The following is a 20,286-nucleotide window of genomic DNA, read 5'->3' as shown; positions in this document are numbered from 1 at the left end:
TTATAAAATATAATCTGTACTTATAAAATTGGATGTCTTTTTCTCCAATAACTCTTTTAAAATAGCATTATTATAATCGTTATCTTTTGATGCTACAAAAGTTCTTATTGAGAATGAACGTAAAGCATCATGTACACTTAAAGTACTAAATGCTGAATCTTTTCTTCCCGTAAAAGGATAAACATCGGGTCCTCTTTGGCAAGAACTGTTTAAATTAACACGGCACACTAAGTTTACTAAGGTATCGATTAAAGGAGATAATGTATGAATGTTTTTACCAAACAAACTTACTTGTTGTCCATAATTAGACTCAGCCATATCATCTAAAGGCTCTTCTATATCCTGAAAAGACATTATAGGTACCACGGGGCCAAATTGCTCTTCTTTGAAGACTCGCATATCTTTAGTAACGGGGTATAATACTGCTGGAAAAATAAAATTCTCACTGGTTTCTCCGCCTTTTTTATTTAAAACCTTAGCCTTTTTTCCTAAAGCATCATCTATTAATTCTTGAATATAACCTGGTTTATCAGATTCTGGAAGCGGTGTTAGTGTGGCTCCAGATTCCCAAGGGTTTCCAAATTTAAGTTGATCGACTTTATAAGAAAAACGTCTATTAAATTCTACTACTATAGACTCATGTACGTATAATACTTTGAGTGCTGTACAACGTTGTCCGTTAAAAGATAATGATCCTGCGATACACTCGTCTACAGCCAAATCTAAATCGGCATCTGGTAATACAATAGCTGGGTTTTTGGCTTCTAAACCTAACACCATTCGCAATCTATTTCCTTTAGGGTGTTGCGCTTGCAATGCATTAGCAGACTTACTGTTACCTATTAGCGCTAGCACATCAATTTTTCCAGATTGCATAATTGGAGTCGCTAAAGTACGTCCACGGCCATAAACAATGTTCACAACTCCTTTTGGAAAACTACTTTGAAATGCCTCCAATAATGGCGAAATTAAAAGAACACCTAATTTTGCTGGTTTAAAAATTACAGGATTCCCCATAATTAAAGCTGGAATAAGCAATGTAAATGTTTCGTTTAGCGGATAATTATATGGTCCTAAACACAAAACGACTCCCAAAGGACCCCTGCGTATATGCGCATAAACTCCAGAGTTTTTTTCAAACTTTGCAGAGCTTCTATCTATTTCTTTATAAGCTTCAATAGTATCATAAATATAATCTACCGTCCTATCAAACTCTTTTTCAGAATCTGCTAAGTTTTTACCAATTTCCCACATTAAAAGTTTTACAACCTCTTCACGCTTCGTTTTCATTTGCTCTACAAACTTTTCCATGCAAGCAATTCTATCAACAACCTTCATAGTTGGCCATAGTCCTTGCCCTTTATCATAAGCTAAGCAAGCAGAATCTAATGCCGATAAAGCTTCTTTCTCTCCTAATTGAGGAATGGTTCCTAAAAGTGTTGGTTTATAGTCTTTAGTAGACGAAATAGTAGAATACACCTCTGCGGTTTCGCCTTTCCATTGTTTCAATTCACCATCAACCAAATATGTTGTTTGATGTAAAATTGATGTGATTTTATAAGCTTCTGGAATTTCTGAAAATGTCGTGTTCATATCTAAAATATCGTTTTTTATACCATAGCTAATATATTTATATTTTAGCTTAAACTGTTTAAACCAGAGGGCTTATTTAAAGAAATATGAAATTCTTAGCACTTTAATTACATGTAAAGAAAATATTTATGACTCAAACGTTTTCGGTTATTAATAATCGGTTAAATTTAGATTAACTATGATATTGTTTATATGTCCATGTCTGTTTGAACCTTTCAATGACACTATAAGGTGACAAATATTAATATTAATGGGGTTCGATCTTACACCTAACTTATGCTAAAACGAAAGAGATCACACCAAAAACTGAAATAAATCTGGTTTATCATTGAGATAATCTCCATAGAAATTATGGCGCTTCATTTTAGTTATTAGAGGCTCCAAATCTGTAGCGAATTTTAATTGAATACCAACGACAGCAGAGCCATTTTCACGATTTGTTTTTTTCGCATATTGGAAATAAGTGATATCATCATTCTCTCCTAAAATGTCAACAACAAAATCTTTTAACGCACCTGCGCGCTGCGGAAACTTAATAATAAAATAGTGTTTTAAATTAGCATACAATAACGCACGCTCTTTAATTTCGGAAGTCCTGGTAATATCATTGTTACTACCACTAACAACGCATACTACATTTTTACCTTTTATCTCTTCTGCATAAAAATCTAAAGCAGAAATACTTAATGCACCAGCAGGTTCTACTACAATAGCATCCTTATTATAAAGCTCCAAAATAGTTTCACATACTTTCCCTTCTGGAATCGTTATTACATGATGTAAGTTCTCTTTACAAATTGAAAACGTTAAATCTCCTACTCGTTTTACTGCTGCACCATCAATAAATTTTTCAATAACGTCTAATGTTGTGTTTCTATTATTTTTAATAGAAACAGACATAGAGGGCGCTCCTTCGGGTTCTACTCCAATAATTTTAGTATGAGGTGATAATTCTTTGAAAACGGTAGACAGTCCTGCTGCTAATCCACCACCACCAACTGCTATAAAAACATAGTCAATAGGATCTGTAGATTGTTCCAAGATTTCTAAACCAATAGTGGCTTGGCCTTCTATAACTTTTTTATCATTAAAAGGATGAATAAATGTTTTATGTAACTGATCACATTCTAAGATAGCTGCATGATTAGCATCATCAAACGTATCGCCAATAAGTTTAATTTCGATAAAATCGCCACCAAACATTTTAACCTGCTCTATTTTTTGGTTTGGTGTTGGAGCTGGCATATAAATAGTGCCTTCAATCTCTAATAGTTTACAAGATAATGCAACGCCCTGCGCATGATTTCCTGCACTGGCACAAACAACCCCTTTTTTAGATTCTTTGGTAGTCAATGAACTTATTTTATTATAAGCACCTCTAATCTTATAAGAACGCACCTGTTGCAGGTCTTCGCGCTTTAAAAGGATATTAGCATTATAATAATTTGAATACCTAGCACTAGGGCCTAAAGGCGTAACTGCCGATACTTTTTTAATAGTATCGGCAGCTACTTTAATATTATCAATACTAGGAAAATATGTGACGTTTTCCTTATTCATATTAATTTTGTTTTAAACTATAGGCTTCATAGCCGTCATAGATGCTCTTAAAAATGCACCTACTTTTTCAACTGGATGCGATCTTAAAGCGTTATTCACTTCTATCAACTTAGCGTTATCAACACCGTTACCATTATCTTTAGCATAGGCTTTTCCTATTACGTCGGTATCAATAGTCTTCATGAAATCTGCTAAAAGTGGCTTACATGCATGGTCGAATAAATAACATCCGTACTCAGCAGTATCAGATATCACACTATTCATTTCATATAATTTTCTTCTTGCAATAGTATTTGCAATTAATGGTGTTTCATGTAAAGACTCGTAATAAGCAGAAGCATCTATAATACCTGAATCTGTCATAGCTTCAAATGCTAATTCTACACCAGCTCTTACCATAGCTACCATTAATACACCGTTATCATAAAACTCTTGCTCAGAGATTTCAACGTCTCCTGCTGGTGTTTTTTCAAAAGCTGTTTCTCCCGTAGCAGCTCTCCATCCTAACAAGTTTTTATCATCGTTAGCCCAGTCTTCCATCATGCCTTTAGAGAAATTTCCTTGCATGATATCGTCCATATGCTTTTGGAATAATGGACGCATGATATCTTTTAATTCTTCTGATAATTCAAAAGCTTTAATTTTTGCTGAGTTAGATAAACGATCCATCATATTTGTGATGCCACCATATTTAAGACCTTCTGTTATCGTTTCCCAACCGTATTGAATAAGTTTAGAAGCATAACCTGCATCGATACCTTTTTCAACCATTTTATCAAAACAAAGAATAGAACCTGTTTGTAGCAATCCACAAAGAATGGTTTGTTCTCCCATTAAGTCACTTTTTACCTCAGCAACAAAAGAAGATGCTAAAACACCTGCTCTATCGCCTCCTGTTCCAGCAGCATAAGCTTTTGCTTGTGCCCAACCTTTTCCTTCTGGATCGTTTTCTGGGTGCACAGCAATAAGTGTTGGCACACCAAATCCACGTTTATATTCCTCTCTTACCTCAGATCCTGGACATTTTGGAGCTACCATAATAACCGTTAAATCTTTACGTATTTGCATCCCTTCTTCAACAATATTAAAACCGTGAGAATACGATAATGTAGCACCTTGTTTCATTAAAGGCATTACTGCATTCACAACACTTGTATGTTGTTTATCTGGAGTTAAGTTTAACACAAGGTCTGCAGATGGAATTAATTCTTGGTAAGTACCAACCGTAAATCCATTATCTGTTGCATTAACAAAAGAAGCACGTTTCTCTGCAATAGCTGCATCACGTAACGCATAAGAAATATCTAAACCAGAATCTCTCATGTTCAACCCTTGATTAAGTCCTTGAGCTCCACAGCCTACGATGACTATTTTCTTACCTTTTAAAGCGCTTACTCCATCTGAAAACTCTGAAGCATCCATAAATCTACACTTTGATAATTGATCTAATTTATCTCTTAATGAAAGTGTGTTAAAATAATTTCCCATTTTAATTTTATTGTTATTATTGGTTATTGAATGCTGAAAGCATTTCTGTGATTTTCATTTCTTCTTTAGTTACTGAGATACGTCCAGAACGTACAAATTGCATAATGCCAAAGATATTTAAATCTCTGCGAAGTGATTCGATCTCATTTCTTCTACCAGATTTTTCCAATACAAAGAACTCCTTGTTTACAGTAACTATTCTGGCATTACTTTCTTTTATTATATTCTGAATTTGAGGCTCATTAAATAATAAGTCAGATTTTATTTTAAACATACCAGATTCTTGATAAATAGTTTCTTCATCTGTATGATAATAAACACGAATCACCTCAATTTGCTTTTGAAATTGTCCTACGATCTTTTTAGCTTGAGCTTCTGTTATATTTACAACGATCACAAATCTGTTCACGCTTTCAATTTCCGATTGTGAGGTTGTTAAACTTTCAATATTAATATGCCTTCTCTGAAAAATTGCTGAGATACGATTTAGTAAACCGATATTATTTTCGGTATAAATTGAGATCGTGAATGTTTTTATTTCTTCGTTCATTTTATAATAAGATAAAAGAGGGTAGAAAAGAGATAAAATATTATTAAAAATCTTTTTAATTGAATTTTATATACCTGAATGATATTACTTTTCTGTTCTCTTGATTCTTTATTCTATTTTCTTGGTGTCTTTATTCTTATTCTACTAACTTAATCTAATCTCTGAAACAGATGATCCAGCAGGTATCATTGGAAATACATTCCCTTCTTTTTCGACACAAACCTCTAAGAAGTAAGACTCCTTAGATGCTATCATCTCTTTAACGGCATCTGCCAATTCTTCTCTTTTTGTAACACGTTTTGCTTCGATATGATAGCCTTCAACAATGGCAACAAAATTAGGATTCGTCATTTCTGTAGACGCATAACGCTTATCGAAAAACAGTTGTTGCCACTGGCGAACCATCCCTAAGAACTCATTATTCAACACCACAATTTTCACAGGCACTTTTTGTTGAAATATGGTTCCTAACTCTTGGATATTCATTTGGAAACCGCCATCACCAATTATAGCCACTACTTCACGTTCTGGTGCTGCCATTTTAGCACCAATAGCAGCAGGTAATGCAAATCCCATAGTACCTAAGCCACCAGAAGTAATATTACTTTTCGTTTTATTAAATTCTGAATAACGACAAGCGATCATTTGGTGTTGACCAACATCTGATACGATAGCAGCATTACCTTCACTTTGTATATTTATCTCTTTTAAAACCTCACCCATAGTTAACCCTTCTTTGGTTGGATGAAGATCGTTTTTGATTACTTTTTCGAACTCGGTAGCATACAAATCTTTAAATTTCTGATGCCATGCTTCATGCGAATTTTCGTTTAACAATGGTATTAAAGCTGTTAAACTATCTTTAGAGTTACCCAATACTGCAACATCTGCATGTACATTTTTATTAATCTCAGATGGATCGATCTCAAAGTGAATTACCTTAGCTTGTTTAGCATACGTATCTAAACTACCTGTAACGCGATCATCAAAACGCATTCCGATTGCGATAAGTACATCACATTCGTTGGTTAATTTATTTGGGGCATAATTACCATGCATCCCAACCATACCTATATTTAGCGGATGTGATGTAGGTATAGCCGAAGCTCCCATTATAGTCCAAGCGGCAGGAATGCCAGCTTTTTCAATAACTGCTTTTAGTTCTTCTTCTGCTTTACCTAAAATAACACCTTGCCCCCAAACAATCATTGGTTTTTTAGCTACATTGATTAATTCGGCAGCAGCCTTCACTGATTCTATGTTCATTTTCGGCGTTGGAATATAACTTCTAATACCTGTACATTTTTCATATTTAAAATCAATTTCTCCAAACTGAGCATCTTTTGTAATATCAATTAATACAGGGCCTGGACGACCGCTCTTAGCGATATAAAATGCTTTTGCTAAAACTTCTGGAATTTCTGACGCCTTAGTTACTTGGTGGTTCCATTTAGTAACTGGTGTAGAAATACCAATAATATCTGTTTCCTGAAATGCATCAGTACCTAATAAATTAGAAAATACTTGCCCAGTAATGCACACCATTGGCGTAGAATCGATTTGGGCATCTGCTATTCCAGTAATTAAATTAGTAGCTCCAGGTCCAGAGGTCGCCATCGCAACACCTACTCTTCCAGAAATTCTTGCAAATCCCTGAGCCGCGTGTGCTGCACCTTGCTCGTGACGTGTTAATACATGGTGAATTTGATCTCTATACTTATATAATTCATCATAAACAGGCATAATAGCACCTCCTGGATAACCATAAAGCAAATCAACACCTTCTGCTATTAAACATTTTATAATGGCTTCACTACCACATATACGCTCAGTTTTCGCTGAACTAGTTTTACTTGTTTCTATTGTTTGCGTTTCTTTCATATCGAAAAAAATTAAAATTCATCAGTAACACACCCTTTAGATGCTGAAGATACTGATCTTGCATATTTATAAAGAACACCTCTATCAAATTTTAATTTTGGTGCTGTCCAATTTTCTCTTCTTTTTTGTAATTCTTCTTCAGATACCTCAAGAGATATAGTATTTGTTTCTGCATCAATAGTAATCATATCACCATCTTTTACAAAGGCAATAGTGCCTCCTTCTTGAGCCTCTGGTGTAATGTGTCCTACCACAAAACCGTGTGTTCCGCCAGAAAAACGACCATCTGTAATTAAAGCCACATCTTTACCTAAACCAGCTCCCATAATAGCAGCTGTCGGCTTTAGCATTTCTGGCATTCCTGGACCTCCTTTAGGGCCTTCGTAACGAATGACGACAACATCGCCTTTTTCTACTTTTCCATCACGAATACCATCATTAGCATCATATTCACTATCAAACACTTTTGCTTTTCCAATAAAGTTTAAACCTTCTTTTCCTGTAATTTTAGCCACACTACCGTCTTTTGCCAAGTTTCCGTATAGCATACGTAAATGTCCTGTAGTTTTAATAGGATTTTCTAAAGGTTTTATAATATCTTGTCCTTCTGTAAGATCTTTAACATCCAACAAATTTTCGGCTAATGTATTTCCTGTTACGGTTAAACAATCACCATGTAGCAATCCTTTTTTCAATAAATATTTTAATACTGCAGGAATCCCTCCAACAGCATGTAAATCTTCCATTAGATATCGTCCACTAGGTTTTAAATCTGCTAAAAATGGTGTATTATCACTTATCTCTTGAAAATCTTTAAGTGTAAAATCTATTTGTGCAGCTCTAGCTATAGCTAAAAAGTGTAAAACTGCATTGGTAGAACCACCAAGAATGGTGACTAAACGAACAGCATTTTCTAATGATTTACGAGTTACAATATCGGATGGTTTAATATCTCTTTCAAGTAATAAACGCATGGCTTCTCCTGCTTTTACAGATTCTTCTTTTTTAGCATCACTCCCTGCGGGATTAGATCCATTAAAAGGTAACGCCATTCCCAAAGCCTCAATAGCCGATGCCATAGTATTTGCTGTGTACATACCGCCACAAGCTCCAGCTCCTGGAATAGATTTTTTTACAATGCTTTTAAATTCGCTTTCCTCCATAGTTCCAGCCACTTTACTTCCCCATGCTTCAAAAGCAGAAACGATATCTAGTTTCTTTCCATTATGACACCCAGAATCTGTTGTGCCGCCAAAAACTAAAATAGAAGGTCTGTTTAAACGAAGCATGGCAATTAATGCTCCAGGCATATTTTTATCACAGCCTACTACAGTAATTAAACCATCGTAACTCATGCCTTGCACCACAGTTTCCATAGAATCTGCAATAATATCTCTTGAAGGTAACGAGTAACGCATCCCAGGTGTTCCCATAGAAATACCATCACTCACACCTATTGTATTAAAAATCAAACCAATAAGATCTTCCTTTTTTGTGCCTTCTTTAACTAATTTTGCTAAATCATTTAAATGCATATTACAAGGATTCCCCTCATAACCTGTGCTGGCAATACCCACTATGGGCTTAAAAAAGTCTTCATCAGAAAAACCAATAGCGTATAACATAGCTTGTGCTGCTGGTTGTGTTGAATCCTGAGTTACTGTTTTACTGTATTTATTAAGTTCCTTCATCTTTACTACAGATAATTTTATACTTTGTCTTTTTTTAATTTAATACTTTAACGATTTAAGAATTATTTTAAAAATTCCACAACCCCTTCAAATAAGTTTCGAAATTAATTTATTAGGTTTTTATTTACATTATTCTTTAGTTTTTATGGTTAAATCCACAACTACATAAAATGACACAACAATCTGTCTAACAGTGTTTTAAACTAATATTTTTATGATGTTCAAAATTTTAAAAATATGCAATAAAAAAGCCTTCCGTTTAAGGAAGGCTTTTAAAATTTGTTTTATTTATATATAGCGCTTCCTATCGTTGTGAAATAATCACAATGACACTAATAGAAACGATATTTAATATTTGTTTTTTCATCTTACACTATTACAAAGATTTACAATTAAAATGTAACAACCAATTATTTTTTAAAAAAAAGAAAAATAAATTCTCATTCCCTTTTATTTTTTTACTTTTGCCAACACAAATAATAAAGAGGAAAGATTTGACTGATTGCAACCTCATTCTGAATGACCTAAGAATCAAAAGGTTCTGAAATAAGTTTAGAATTAAAAAATGCTAAAGGCAGTGTAAACTTCCTTCGACGTTATCGTCAAATCTTGAATAAAATAAAAACTATGGCATATTTATTTACTTCAGAAAGCGTATCTGAAGGACATCCAGACAAAGTAGCAGACCAAATTAGTGATGCTTTAATTGACAATTTTTTGGCTTTCGACACAGAATCGAAAGTAGCTTGCGAAACCTTAGTTACTACAGGACAGGTAGTGCTCGCTGGTGAAGTAAAATCTAATACATATTTAGATGTACAAAAAATTGCCAGAGATACCATAAATAAAATTGGTTACACCAAAGGGTCATATATGTTTGACGGGAATTCTTGTGGCGTATTTTCTGCCATTCATGAACAATCTGATGATATTAATAGAGGCGTTGATAGAACAAGCAAAGAGCAACAGGGTGCAGGCGATCAAGGTATGATGTTTGGTTACGCGACAAACGAAACCGAAAATTTTATGCCTTTGGCTTTAGATCTCTCACATAGAATTCTAATAGAACTTGCCGAATTAAGAAGAGAAGAAAAAGAGATTACATATTTACGTCCCGATTCTAAAAGTCAGGTAACTATTGAGTATAGCGACGACAATATCCCGCAACGTATTGATGCTATTGTAGTTTCTACACAGCATGATGATTTTGATGAAGATGCCGCTATGTTAACTAAAATTAGAAAAGATATTGTTGATATTTTAATTCCACGTGTGGTTGCCAAACTCCCTGAGCAAATTAAGGTTTTATTTAATAACGACATTAAATACCATATAAATCCGACTGGAAAATTTGTTATTGGTGGACCTCATGGAGACACTGGATTAACAGGAAGAAAAATTATTGTTGATACTTACGGCGGAAAAGGTGCCCATGGTGGTGGTGCATTTTCTGGAAAAGATCCTAGTAAGGTAGATAGAAGTGCTGCTTATGCCACACGCCATATTGCAAAAAACTTAGTTGCTGCTGGTGTTGCCGATGAGGTTTTAGTACAAGTAAGTTATGCTATTGGTGTGGTAGAGCCTATGGGGATCTTTATTGATACTTATGGCACGTGCTCTTTTAATATGACTGATGGTGAAATTGCTGAAAAAGTCTCTACGATTTTTGATATGCGTCCGTTTGCTATCGAAGAACGTTTAAAACTACGTTCACCTATGTATAGCGAAACGGCAGCTTACGGACATATGGGGCGTAAAAACGAGACCGTTACTAAAACATTTACGCAACCAAATGGAGAAACTGCAACTTTAGATGTGGAATTATTTACTTGGGAGAAATTAGATTATGTTAATAAGGTAAAAGAAGTATTTGGATTGTAAAATTCATTTTATAAATATTAAAAGAGGCTGTCTAAATTAGTTTTAAGACAGCCTCTTTTTTGTAAATAAACTTAAATTTGTAAGAAAAAACACTTATTCTGTTTTTAGCAAAAAAAGTCTTAGTTTAGGCAAATGGAGTTCTTTCTAACGATCTCTATATTACCAATTTTAAAAGGTTAAACCATTTAAAATCAGAGGAAATATGCATTTTAACGAAAAGTATTCACTTTTTTTATATTAGAAAGTCTTTTTGTAAACACATGAATTTACTTTATCAGAAAAATCGCTTATTTTTGTTAAATAAATCTTATTTGTCCCAATAAAATAGATTTTAAACCTACTTATTATGAAACTATCCTATAAAAGGCATAGTTATTTCAACTATGCAAAAAGAGTTCCTTCTATTTTATTCTTTGTATTAATCATCCTTGCTAGTTCTTTTTATTCTAGTTAGAATTGGCACAACATTATCTGATTATTCGGGGCAAGTATTTCAATAATCAAATCATGAAACAAATTTATTTACTTACCGCAATTCTATTTTTAAGCTGTAGTAATCTTATAGCACAAACTATTGATGTAGCAACTAAATTAAACCTCCCTCAAGGCATGGTACTTAATGGGAACGATTTGTATTTTGCTCAACATAGTAGTAGCACAATATATAAAATAGACATCACTGAAAGCACACCAATAACACCAACTCCTATAGTAACAACTGGATTAAGTTCCCCAACTGGATTGGCACTTAATGGAAATGATTTGTATATTTCTCAAGCTGGTGGTACAATCTCTAAAATAGACATTTCCCAGACGCCACCAATTACACCAACATCTGTAATTAGTGGACTTACGACTCTTTCTGGAATAATACTTAATGGAAATGAGCTGTATATTGCCGAATTAACCAAAATTTCTAAAATAGACATCACCGAAACCACACCAACGCCAACAGAGGTAGTAAGGACATTATTGCTCCCTATTGGAATGGCAATTAACGGAAATGACTTGTATTTTACTCAAAACGGTTCTTCTTCTAACAAAATTTCTAAAATAGACATTACTACTAATCCTTTACCAGCTATACCAATACCTGTTGTATCTCATACTGGATCTGGGTTAAGTAGTGCTTATGGATTGGAACTTAATGGAAATATTTTATATATCGCTGATTATTTTGGGCAGAAAATTTCTAAAATAGACATCACTGAGACCTTACCAATTATACCAACAACTGTAGTAACTACTGGGTTGGTTGACACTGAACCTTATGGAATCGTGCTTAACGGAAATGACTTGTATATGTCCCAGCCTATTTCTAGCAAAATTTCTAAATTCAATCTCTCACCCCCACTTAGTATAAACAGCCACTCTGCAAAAAATTCAATTAAAAGTTTCCCAAACCCTTCAAAAGGTCTTATTCAAATTTCTGGTCTTTCAAAAACTGAAAATTATATCATTTATAATATTATAGGAAACAAAATAAACGAAGGAACTATTTCTAACAATGAAAAGATAGATATTCAAAACCTTACTAATGGAGTATATTTTTTAAAGATTAAAAATGAGCATACCATAAAGTTTATAAAAGAATAAGTTTATAAAACTCGAGATTCATAATAGCTATTTTTAGTGGCTTTAAACAGTTAAAGTTTGTTCTTTTTGATTGTTAAACAAGGTGATTTAAATCAAAAAAGCGGTTATTTTATTTAAAACAATCTTTTAGATAGATTTTGAAAATAGAAAAACCCACAAAATAAAAAAGCAAGCTTTAAATTTTGCTTGCTTTTTCTATTCATTCGTGGGGAGAGCAGGATTCGAACCTGCGAAGACGTAGTCAGCAGATTTACAGTCTGCCCTCGTTGGCCGCTTGAGTATCTCCCCAAAACTGACCGCAAATATATTATTGTTCTTCTATACTACAAATAAAAATCTTATATTTTTTTACAATTCATAGCGCAATCTAAATGATACGTATAAAGGTTGAATAAAATACTCGGTAGCACTTACCGATAAGTTTCCTGAATTCACATTATTTTGCGATTTAGTGTCAAATAAATTAGTCGCTTTAATTTCGTATTCAAATTTAGCATCTCTATCTTTTTTATATGATAATGAAGCATTTAAAAATTCGTAACTATTAATAGTACCTTCTTCATCGCTAAAATTATTATACGAATAATCGCTTTTAAAAGTAAACGACTTTAAAATAAGGGCATCAACTTCTACAGACGGTGCTTTTGTAAAGAATTTTGTGTTAGTACCTCCCTGGTTATTATCTTGTATATTATAACGGTAATTTAATTCAATATTTGGTGCTGTTTTAAAGCTTGTTCTTAATTGTAGTCTATAGGTTTGTGAAAAACTTTCATTTACAGATTGTGCGTTTCCAACAAACTGATTGTATTTAGAATAGTTAAAATTCCCATTTAAACTAGCTCTAAGCTTACCAAATGTACGTTGAAACCTTCCGCTAGCACTAGCACTTTCATCTGAAAAATTGGAATTTAAAGGTGAACTAACACGAATAACATCATCAATAAATTCAGATTCATTTCTAATATTATCAACACTTTTACTATAATTTAAGCGTGCAAAAACATTGGTATAGTTAAACATATTAAAACTTGAATACACCAAATTAAGATTATGTGTTAAAGCACTTTCTAATTCTGGATTACCTGCAAACAAGGCGTTATAATTATTAAGCACTAAGCCTCTCGCAAAGTTTGAAACATCTGTAAATTGTGTTTGCATAGCATAATTTAAAACAATTTGCTCGCTCTTTTTTAACTGTATTCTCATGTTAAAATCTGGAAGAAATCTAGAAAAATTATCGGTTACCTCTGTATTAAACTGTGTATTTTTAACACCATATGCATGTGCCGAAATACCAGGAGTAAATGTAAAAATACCAGATTTTAACCTATAATGCAAAGCTAAATATACATCACTAAAATTGTATTTAATATCATTAGCATCTAACCCGTCATTAATTGTTGGTGTTGTATTAAACTCAAAATCATTATCTAAAAATTGAAAAATATTAGAGTTAAATTTTTGATTGCTTAATATAGTTCCTAAAGTAAAATTTATATCACTTTTATTATTTAATATATTCCAATAATCTAATTTAGCATCTGTTTGGTTCGACTTAACACGTTTTTCTTGTGCTACGTTATAATCAATTTGAGCACCATCTAACCCTAAAACAGTAGCGGTTTCTTCATAATTATCTTTATCTTCTAATATAGCATTATAAAAAGGATCTTCATCTTGTATTAAATTCTGAACTTCTAATGAAAAAATATTAGTTTCATTAAGCGTGTAGTAATAATTTAAATTTTGACTGATACTATATGGTGATGAACTTTCTAATTCATCTATATCGCCATTACGTGAAGAGAAAAAAAGTTGATCTTGAGACTCTTTGGATATACGTCCTAAAACATCATAATCTAACTGATTGTTAACATTAGGCTTATATTTAGCCGATAATTTAAGCATTCCTAAATCGCTTCGCTGTAATGTATTACTCTCGGTACTCTCATCACGATCGGCATTATCTGGATCAATATATTGAACATCTCTGTTTTCTTGTAACTCTGTTCTACTGCTCGAAAAAATAGCAAACCCACTTAAATCTAAAGCTTTATTTGGTGACCAACTAAAATTTGCTGCGCCAAACTTGGTAATAATATCTTTAGCTCTGTTATTTTGAACCGTTAAAAAACCAAGATTATTACTTCCTAAGTTAATATTAGTTCCGCTTTGACGACTAGGACTTCTAAAACCACCTGTAAAGTTGAAATAATCGCGACGTGAAAAAGCAATTTCCCCAATATTATTAAAATCCGTAATAGTATTTATACTATACTCTGGGCTGTAGTAAAAAAGTTTAGGCTGTAACAAATAGAGTTCATTATCATTAGATGCGCCACCGCCAGCTGTTACATTACCAAACCAAAAATTCTTTTTACCTTCTTTTAGTTTTATATTTATGGCAACATTATCTTCATTATTTGTAACGCTCTTTAACTGTCCTATTTCCGAAAAGTTTTTAAGTACTTGTACTTTATCTACAGCATTAGATGGGATGTTTTCTATGGCTAATTTAGAATCGCCGTCAAAAAAATCTTTGCCTTCCACCATGACTTTATTTACTACTTTACCCTCTACTTCTATTTCTCCGTCGTCATTAATTTCTACTCCAGGTAAATTTTCAAGCACGTCTTCTAATTTCCTTTCTGTTCCTGTATTAAATGAGTCGGCATTATATATTAAAGTATCTCCTTTAACGGTTACAGGCATTTCGTAAACTAATTCTACTGCATCTAAAGCATTATCGGCGTACAAATTAAAATCTTTAGTAATCGTTTCTTCCTTCGTTTCTATAATGTGCTCACCTGTTTTCATACCTATGTAACTCACTTGTAACTTATAGGTGGCATTTTTCTTTAAATTAAGTTTATAACGCCCTTCATCATTTGTGATACCATAAGAATCTAAAGCTTTTGTTTCCTGGTTTATGGCAACAACATTTGCTAATTCTAATGGATTTCCTATGCTGTCTTTTACAACACCTTGTATTCTAACCTGAGCAAAAGAAACGCTGCTTGCTACTAATATTAGTAACAAAGTTATTTTTAATTTCATATAATTTGTGATACGCTTTTATTATAAATAATTATGATCCTAATTTTGTTAACCTCTTCTACCTCCGCCACCTCGGCCGCCTCTACCTCTAAAGTTTTCGCGCACTTCCTCCGTTTTTTTCTTTACAATAATATCGTACTCATCTCTTGTTACTTTTTTGCCTTTAGAAGGTGCTTTAATAGTTGTTTTTTCTTCAGGATTCATAACTATTTTAGAACATAAAATGGTGGTTTTATCTGCATTAACTTCTAATATTAACCCTGGCAATCCCCAATATTCACCTGGACCTTGATTAATAGGGATTTGCATGGTATACCATGCAACAATTTTAATTTCTCTGGTGGTGTTTGTGTCTTCTTCTGCTTCTTTAGCTTTGGCAGAATCCTGTTCCTTATTATTTTCTTCTCTATTTGGTGGTCTTCTAAAATTTGTGAAATCGTAAGCATTTGATTGTATGGTCGCAGTGGCTTTAAAACACAAATATTTCCCTATTTGCTTGGTTTCACTTCCCATTTTCCAATTGTACTGTGGTAATGAATCTTTTATTAAAAATTGTTTTCCAAAAAATTCTTGATCTTCTAATAACGATTTGCTTTTAACATTTTTATATTGCGGTCCTCTGGTAAAACTACTGCTCATCATTGCAAACCTTCCCCCTCTACCTCCTTGACTTGGAGCTTCTAATTTTTCTTCTTCTTTATAAATAGATTCCGATTGTGTGAATGTTAGTATATATGTTTTTTCAAATATACTTTTCATACGGTCAGCAATTCGTTTTTTCTGATCTTCGCTCATTCCAGGTCTACCAAAATTGCTCATATCTACAGAGGTTTTAGATTGATAATAGGCCTTCCCTTGAAAATCTTTTTGAGCATACGAACAAACTGAAACAAAAAAGCCCGTTGCTATAATTAATTTATTGAAAATGGATTTAATCATGTTATGAAATCTTTAAAGAATTAGGTGTTACATTAACACCTGTAAGACAAAAGACTTCTACTATAGTTTAAATATTAAATGTTAAATTATTCTTAAAATTAACCTCCCATTCTAATCATGACTCTTTCCCCATCACCACGTCTAGACTTAAAGCTTTCCATCATTTCTTTAGATTTTTTATCCAGAATCTCATCATACATTTTTTGTGTCACTTCTTTGCCTTTTTTTGGCTCGCTAATTTTGAATGACTCTTTTGGGTTTAAAACAATTTTAGTGCAAACTAAAGTTAGCTCATCATCATTAATCTCAAGAATTAATCCTGGTAGCCCATAATAATCCGTAGGCCCATTACTTACAGGGATTTGGGGTGTATACCATGCTGTAGTAACTCTTTCTTTTTTAACAATCTCTATTTCGCCTTTATCACTAATACTTTGTGTTTCATATGTATCATTAAACGTCGCTTTATAACACGTGTATTCTCCTATGTTTTTAGTTTCATTTACAAGTTTCCATTTCCTATTTGATAAACTGTCTTTTATTAAAAATAGTTTTCCGAAAATTTCAGTATTATTAGTATAGCGGTTCTCTTTAACATTCTTATACATAATATCTGCGCCTTGTGTGACATTAATTCTTATTCCAGATGACGAAGGTGAAGGTGCTTCTAGCTTTTCATTTCGCTTATAAACAGATTCGTATTGGGTGAATTTTAATGTATACTCTTGTTGAAACTGCTTTTTTAGCTGCTCTTGAATCTGTTTTTGCCTTTCTGAATTTATAGTATCATCTCCCATTTTTAAATCTACTTTTCTATGTGATTTATAGGTAGCAATGCCTTGAAAATCTTGAGCCGAAATAGTATTAATAATAAATAATACTATTAAAAAGATACGTGTGCTTTTAATTGTCATAACTAAACTTTGTTTTTTGATTAATACATTACAAATATGAAAAGTATTATGTCTTTTTATAGTTAACGAGTGTTAACGTGTGTTAACCGATTGGTTTTATATGGTTTTAACATTTACTTTTGATATATGAATGACTTAAGATATAAATGGATTTTATATATAATAATACTTGTTATATTAAGTACTATAAGTGTTCAAGTGTATTGGAATTACAAAAACTATCTTGCTAGTAAGCAACAATTAATTAATAGTGTACAAACAAGTTTAGATAATGTTGTTGAGACTTATTTTGCAAATCTTGCCGAAACAAACACATTGGCATTCGCTTTTAATCATGAGTACGACGACGATACACCTCTTAATAAAGACATTTTAGATAGTATATACCGCGATATCGAGGTATTTACAAATAGTGTTTCTAACACAGATTCATTGAATATTGAATTCAATGACGATATTGCTTTATTAAAAGATTTGAAATCTGACAGTCTGATTGAGTATCCTTTTAAAAACACTTCGAAAAAGAAGCAGCGTATTAATAGGATTATTTTAAAAAAATCTATTGATTCAACTAGTCATTCTTCGCATATAAGTAACTTTAAGAAACTTACTTCTAAAGTTTTAATTTCCATGGCACACGATTCTTTACAACTAAAGAAAATTGATAGTTTATTGCGGAATGACTTTAATAGAAAAAAACTAGAAATCAATTACAGATTATCTTATAAAAATGACATCATTAATACGAAGGGATTTGTTCAAGATCATATTAAAAATGCTTCTTTAGTACTCTCATCAAAAACTACTTATCTACCTAAAGATAGCGATTTAAAAATTTATTTCTCTAATGAAACTAAAATTATTTTAAGGCGAATTTTAACAAGCATTCTTATTTCTACGCTACTTGTGTTAGCGGTTATAAGTTGTTTATTTTATCTTTTAAAAATCATTAAACAACAAAAGCAATTAGCCGAAGTAAAAAATGATTTAATAGGCAACATTACACACGAGTTTAAAACGCCAATTGCCACAATAGGGGTTGCCTTAGAAAGCATAAAGAACTTTAATGTTATAGACAATAAAGAAAAGACAAAAACTTATTTAGATGTGTCTAGCAGCCAATTATCTAAACTTAATACAATGGTCGAAAAACTTCTTGAAACAGCGACCTTAGATAGTGGTAATTTAGAATTAAAAAAGGAAACATATAATGTAACAGACCTATTACTTTCTATTGTTGAAAAACATAATATGCAAACCAAAGTAAAAACGATTACTTATAACCCCTCATCCGAATCCATAATGGCTAATTTGGATGTGTTTCATTTTGAGAACGCTATTAATAATATTATAGATAATGCTATCAAGTATGGAGGCGATCCTATTATTATTCATCTAACTCAAAACTCGTTTGCGTTCACAATTTCTATTTCCGATTCTGGAAATTCACTCACAAGAGCAACCAAAGACAAAATTTTCGAAAAATTTTACCGCATTCCAAAAGGGAATACCCACGATGTAAAAGGGTTTGGTATTGGGTTATACTATACTAAAAAAATTGTGGAAAAGCATGGAGGTTCTATTCAATTAGACCTAGATAATAGCCTTACAACCTTTAAAATAACACTTCCAAATGAGTAAATTCACAACAATACTTTTGGCGGAGGATGAACCCGCTCTAGGGCAGATAATAAAAGAAAGTTTAGAGACACGGCAATTCAAGGTTTTGTTATGTAATAATGGTGAAACTGCTTTTGAAATTTATAAAAACTCAAATCCAGAATTGTTAGTTCTAGATATTATGATGCCTAAAAAGGATGGCTTCACATTGGCTAAAGAAATTAGAGCTACCGACAATAGTATTCCTATAATTTTTTTAACAGCAAGATCTCAAACACAAGATGTTGTTGAAGGTTTTTCTATTGGCGGAAATGATTATTTAAAAAAACCTTTTAGTATGGAAGAATTAATTGTTAGAATTAATAATTTACTAAATAGGGCTAAACTTCAAAATACATCAGAATTATTACAGATTGGAAGTTATACATTCAATTTTACTAAACAAATCCTACAATATAAAAATGATATTAGTGTGCAATTAACACATCGTGAAGCACATTTGTTGTTTCATTTAATAAAAAATAAAAATCAAGTTTTAGACCGCTCTTTAATTTTAAATAAACTCTGGGGAAATGATGATTTTTTTAATGCCCGAAGTATGGATGTGTTTATTACTAAACTTCGTAAAAAACTAAATCAAGACGATACCATACAAATTATTAATGTTCGTGGATTCGGATATAAATTAATATGCTAGAAAGTGCTAAGGTTTTTGTATTTTTCAAGTTCATATGAAATATACAATCTATTTTTTTTTACTTCTATCTTACTCAATATGTGCTCAAAAGGCTATTGAAACTTCTTTTATAAAAAAAACTGCCCTAAAAGCAGACCTTTTCATCGCTATTGATAATTTTGATACTAAATACTTTATAAATAATAATGTTTTTATTAAAAAGAATGCTAATAAAACCATTACTTACAACAATTTACAACTTGGTAACATAACATCTGCAAATGCTTTTAACCCTTTAAAAATCAACTTATTTTATAAAGATCTTAATAGTATTGTAATTCTTGACAACCGATTATCAGAAATATTCAAAATTGATTTTAATACACTTGTAAAATATAAAAATGTATCGCACGTTTCTACAGGACATGATAATACGATATGGATTTTTAACCAAGACAACCAAAAACTAGAGCTTTTTGATTATAAAACGAGAACCACACGTGCTCAAACTGTGCCGATTCAAAATGTTGTTTTAGATTTAAAAAGCAATTATAATTTTTGTTATTTACTTACTAAAAACTATTTGTATACTTATAATTATTTTGGGAGCTTGGTAAAAAAAATAAAAAATAATGGGTATATGCAACTTACTGAAAGTAATGGAGATATATTTTTAAACAAAAATAATTCATTAGTTTATTTAAAAAAAAACAGTGATACCATAGTCCCTATTTCAATTCCTAATTTGTTTATCAATGAGTTTTTTGTAACCAATGAAACCTTGTATATTTACACGGATAAAAATCTACATGAGTATAAAATAAAAATCGACTAAAA

14 protein-coding genes and 1 tRNA gene are annotated in these 20,286 nt (G+C 32.2%); 5 read left to right on the top strand and 10 right to left on the bottom strand.

The annotated features are described in order from the left end of the window. The 6 genes from Q4Q40_RS02330 to ilvD all read right to left on the bottom strand — a co-directional run bounded on the left by Q4Q40_RS02330 (nucleotide 1) and on the right by ilvD (nucleotide 8,763). A complete protein-coding gene (locus tag Q4Q40_RS02330; RefSeq protein ID WP_303300063.1) occupies nucleotides 1-1,593 on the bottom strand; it encodes an NADP-dependent glyceraldehyde-3-phosphate dehydrogenase in 1,593 nt (530 codons plus the stop codon). Nucleotides 1,594-1,887: 294 nt separating this feature from the next. Then, nucleotides 1,888-3,153, bottom strand: a complete 1,266-nt coding sequence (ilvA, locus tag Q4Q40_RS02325) for a threonine ammonia-lyase IlvA (RefSeq protein WP_303300062.1) — start codon at nucleotides 3,151-3,153, stop codon at nucleotides 1,888-1,890. A 12-nt stretch (nucleotides 3,154-3,165) separates the two neighbouring features. Then, nucleotides 3,166-4,641, bottom strand: a complete 1,476-nt coding sequence (ilvC, locus tag Q4Q40_RS02320; protein WP_303300061.1) for a ketol-acid reductoisomerase — start codon at nucleotides 4,639-4,641, stop codon at nucleotides 3,166-3,168. A 16-nt stretch (nucleotides 4,642-4,657) separates the two neighbouring features. Further along, nucleotides 4,658-5,191: an acetolactate synthase small subunit gene (gene ilvN, locus Q4Q40_RS02315; protein ID WP_303300060.1), complete on the bottom strand. Its 534-nt coding sequence runs from the start codon at nucleotides 5,189-5,191 to the stop codon at nucleotides 4,658-4,660. A gap of 144 nt (nucleotides 5,192-5,335) precedes the next feature. Continuing rightward, entirely contained in the window at nucleotides 5,336-7,072 is a 1,737-nt protein-coding gene (ilvB, locus tag Q4Q40_RS02310; protein ID WP_303300059.1) for a biosynthetic-type acetolactate synthase large subunit, read from the bottom strand. 11 nt (nucleotides 7,073-7,083) lie between these two features. Then, nucleotides 7,084-8,763: a dihydroxy-acid dehydratase gene (ilvD, locus tag Q4Q40_RS02305; RefSeq protein WP_303300058.1), complete on the bottom strand. Its 1,680-nt coding sequence runs from the start codon at nucleotides 8,761-8,763 to the stop codon at nucleotides 7,084-7,086. A 627-nt stretch (nucleotides 8,764-9,390) separates the two neighbouring features. Between ilvD and metK the strand changes: the two genes are divergently transcribed. Further along, entirely contained in the window at nucleotides 9,391-10,644 is a 1,254-nt protein-coding gene (gene metK, locus Q4Q40_RS02300) for a methionine adenosyltransferase (RefSeq protein WP_303300057.1), read from the top strand. Nucleotides 10,645-11,151: 507 nt separating this feature from the next. Next, nucleotides 11,152-12,240 (top strand): T9SS type A sorting domain-containing protein, encoded by a 1,089-nt coding sequence (locus Q4Q40_RS02295; protein ID WP_303300056.1) that lies wholly within the window; start codon nucleotides 11,152-11,154, stop codon nucleotides 12,238-12,240. Between the two features lie 206 nt (nucleotides 12,241-12,446). Here Q4Q40_RS02295 and Q4Q40_RS02290 read toward each other — a convergent pair. The 4 genes from Q4Q40_RS02290 to Q4Q40_RS02275 all read right to left on the bottom strand — a co-directional run bounded on the left by Q4Q40_RS02290 (nucleotide 12,447) and on the right by Q4Q40_RS02275 (nucleotide 17,153). Then, a tRNA-Tyr gene (locus tag Q4Q40_RS02290) sits at nucleotides 12,447-12,528 on the bottom strand. A 60-nt stretch (nucleotides 12,529-12,588) separates the two neighbouring features. Further along, the gene (locus Q4Q40_RS02285; RefSeq protein WP_303300055.1) at nucleotides 12,589-15,300 is read right to left on the bottom strand and encodes a TonB-dependent receptor; all 2,712 of its coding nucleotides are present in this window, start codon (nucleotides 15,298-15,300) and stop codon (nucleotides 12,589-12,591) included. 48 nt (nucleotides 15,301-15,348) lie between these two features. Further along, nucleotides 15,349-16,239, bottom strand: a complete 891-nt coding sequence (locus Q4Q40_RS02280; protein ID WP_303300054.1) for a GLPGLI family protein — start codon at nucleotides 16,237-16,239, stop codon at nucleotides 15,349-15,351. A 98-nt stretch (nucleotides 16,240-16,337) separates the two neighbouring features. Further along, nucleotides 16,338-17,153 (bottom strand): GLPGLI family protein, encoded by an 816-nt coding sequence (locus Q4Q40_RS02275; protein ID WP_303300053.1) that lies wholly within the window; start codon nucleotides 17,151-17,153, stop codon nucleotides 16,338-16,340. A gap of 126 nt (nucleotides 17,154-17,279) precedes the next feature. Here Q4Q40_RS02275 and Q4Q40_RS02270 point away from each other — a divergent pair, with 126 nt between their 5' ends. Genes Q4Q40_RS02270 through Q4Q40_RS02260 form a run of 3 tightly spaced genes read left to right on the top strand, consistent with a single transcriptional unit; the run spans nucleotide 17,280 to nucleotide 20,284 of the window. Then, the gene (locus tag Q4Q40_RS02270) at nucleotides 17,280-18,794 is read left to right on the top strand and encodes a sensor histidine kinase (protein WP_303300052.1); all 1,515 of its coding nucleotides are present in this window, start codon (nucleotides 17,280-17,282) and stop codon (nucleotides 18,792-18,794) included. After that, nucleotides 18,787-19,470, top strand: coding sequence for a response regulator transcription factor (locus tag Q4Q40_RS02265; RefSeq protein ID WP_303300051.1), 684 nt, complete (start codon nucleotides 18,787-18,789; stop codon nucleotides 19,468-19,470). Before Q4Q40_RS02270 ends, Q4Q40_RS02265 begins: the two co-directional genes overlap by 8 nt. 34 nt (nucleotides 19,471-19,504) lie before the next feature. Next, nucleotides 19,505-20,284: a hypothetical protein gene (locus Q4Q40_RS02260; protein WP_303300050.1), complete on the top strand. Its 780-nt coding sequence runs from the start codon at nucleotides 19,505-19,507 to the stop codon at nucleotides 20,282-20,284. Nucleotides 20,285-20,286 lie beyond the last annotated feature (2 nt).

It is taken from the genome of Flavivirga jejuensis, assembly GCF_030540765.1.
Classification (GTDB): Bacteria; Bacteroidota; Bacteroidia; order Flavobacteriales; family Flavobacteriaceae; genus Flavivirga; species Flavivirga jejuensis.
The sequence above is the reverse complement of the archived record's forward strand: the minus strand, read 5'-3'. Positions and strand labels throughout refer to the sequence as shown.

What these genes read in the sequence shown, in the direction of transcription:
- Q4Q40_RS02330 (WP_303300063.1), bottom strand. Translation starts at nt 1,593, where the DNA reads ATGAACACGACATTTTCAGAAATTCCAGAAGCTTATAAAATCACATCA.
- ilvA (WP_303300062.1), bottom strand. Translation starts at nt 3,153, where the DNA reads ATGAATAAGGAAAACGTCACATATTTTCCTAGTATTGATAATATTAAA.
- ilvC (WP_303300061.1), bottom strand. Translation starts at nt 4,641, where the DNA reads ATGGGAAATTATTTTAACACACTTTCATTAAGAGATAAATTAGATCAA.
- ilvN (WP_303300060.1), bottom strand. Translation starts at nt 5,191, where the DNA reads ATGAACGAAGAAATAAAAACATTCACGATCTCAATTTATACCGAAAAT.
- ilvB (WP_303300059.1), bottom strand. Translation starts at nt 7,072, where the DNA reads ATGAAAGAAACGCAAACAATAGAAACAAGTAAAACTAGTTCAGCGAAA.
- ilvD (WP_303300058.1), bottom strand. Translation starts at nt 8,763, where the DNA reads ATGAAGGAACTTAATAAATACAGTAAAACAGTAACTCAGGATTCAACA.
- metK (WP_303300057.1), top strand. Translation starts at nt 9,391, where the DNA reads ATGGCATATTTATTTACTTCAGAAAGCGTATCTGAAGGACATCCAGAC.
- Q4Q40_RS02295 (WP_303300056.1), top strand. Translation starts at nt 11,152, where the DNA reads ATGAAACAAATTTATTTACTTACCGCAATTCTATTTTTAAGCTGTAGT.
- Q4Q40_RS02285 (WP_303300055.1), bottom strand. Translation starts at nt 15,300, where the DNA reads ATGAAATTAAAAATAACTTTGTTACTAATATTAGTAGCAAGCAGCGTT.
- Q4Q40_RS02280 (WP_303300054.1), bottom strand. Translation starts at nt 16,239, where the DNA reads ATGATTAAATCCATTTTCAATAAATTAATTATAGCAACGGGCTTTTTT.
- Q4Q40_RS02275 (WP_303300053.1), bottom strand. Translation starts at nt 17,153, where the DNA reads ATGACAATTAAAAGCACACGTATCTTTTTAATAGTATTATTTATTATT.
- Q4Q40_RS02270 (WP_303300052.1), top strand. Translation starts at nt 17,280, where the DNA reads ATGAATGACTTAAGATATAAATGGATTTTATATATAATAATACTTGTT.
- Q4Q40_RS02265 (WP_303300051.1), top strand. Translation starts at nt 18,787, where the DNA reads ATGAGTAAATTCACAACAATACTTTTGGCGGAGGATGAACCCGCTCTA.
- Q4Q40_RS02260 (WP_303300050.1), top strand. Translation starts at nt 19,505, where the DNA reads ATGAAATATACAATCTATTTTTTTTTACTTCTATCTTACTCAATATGT.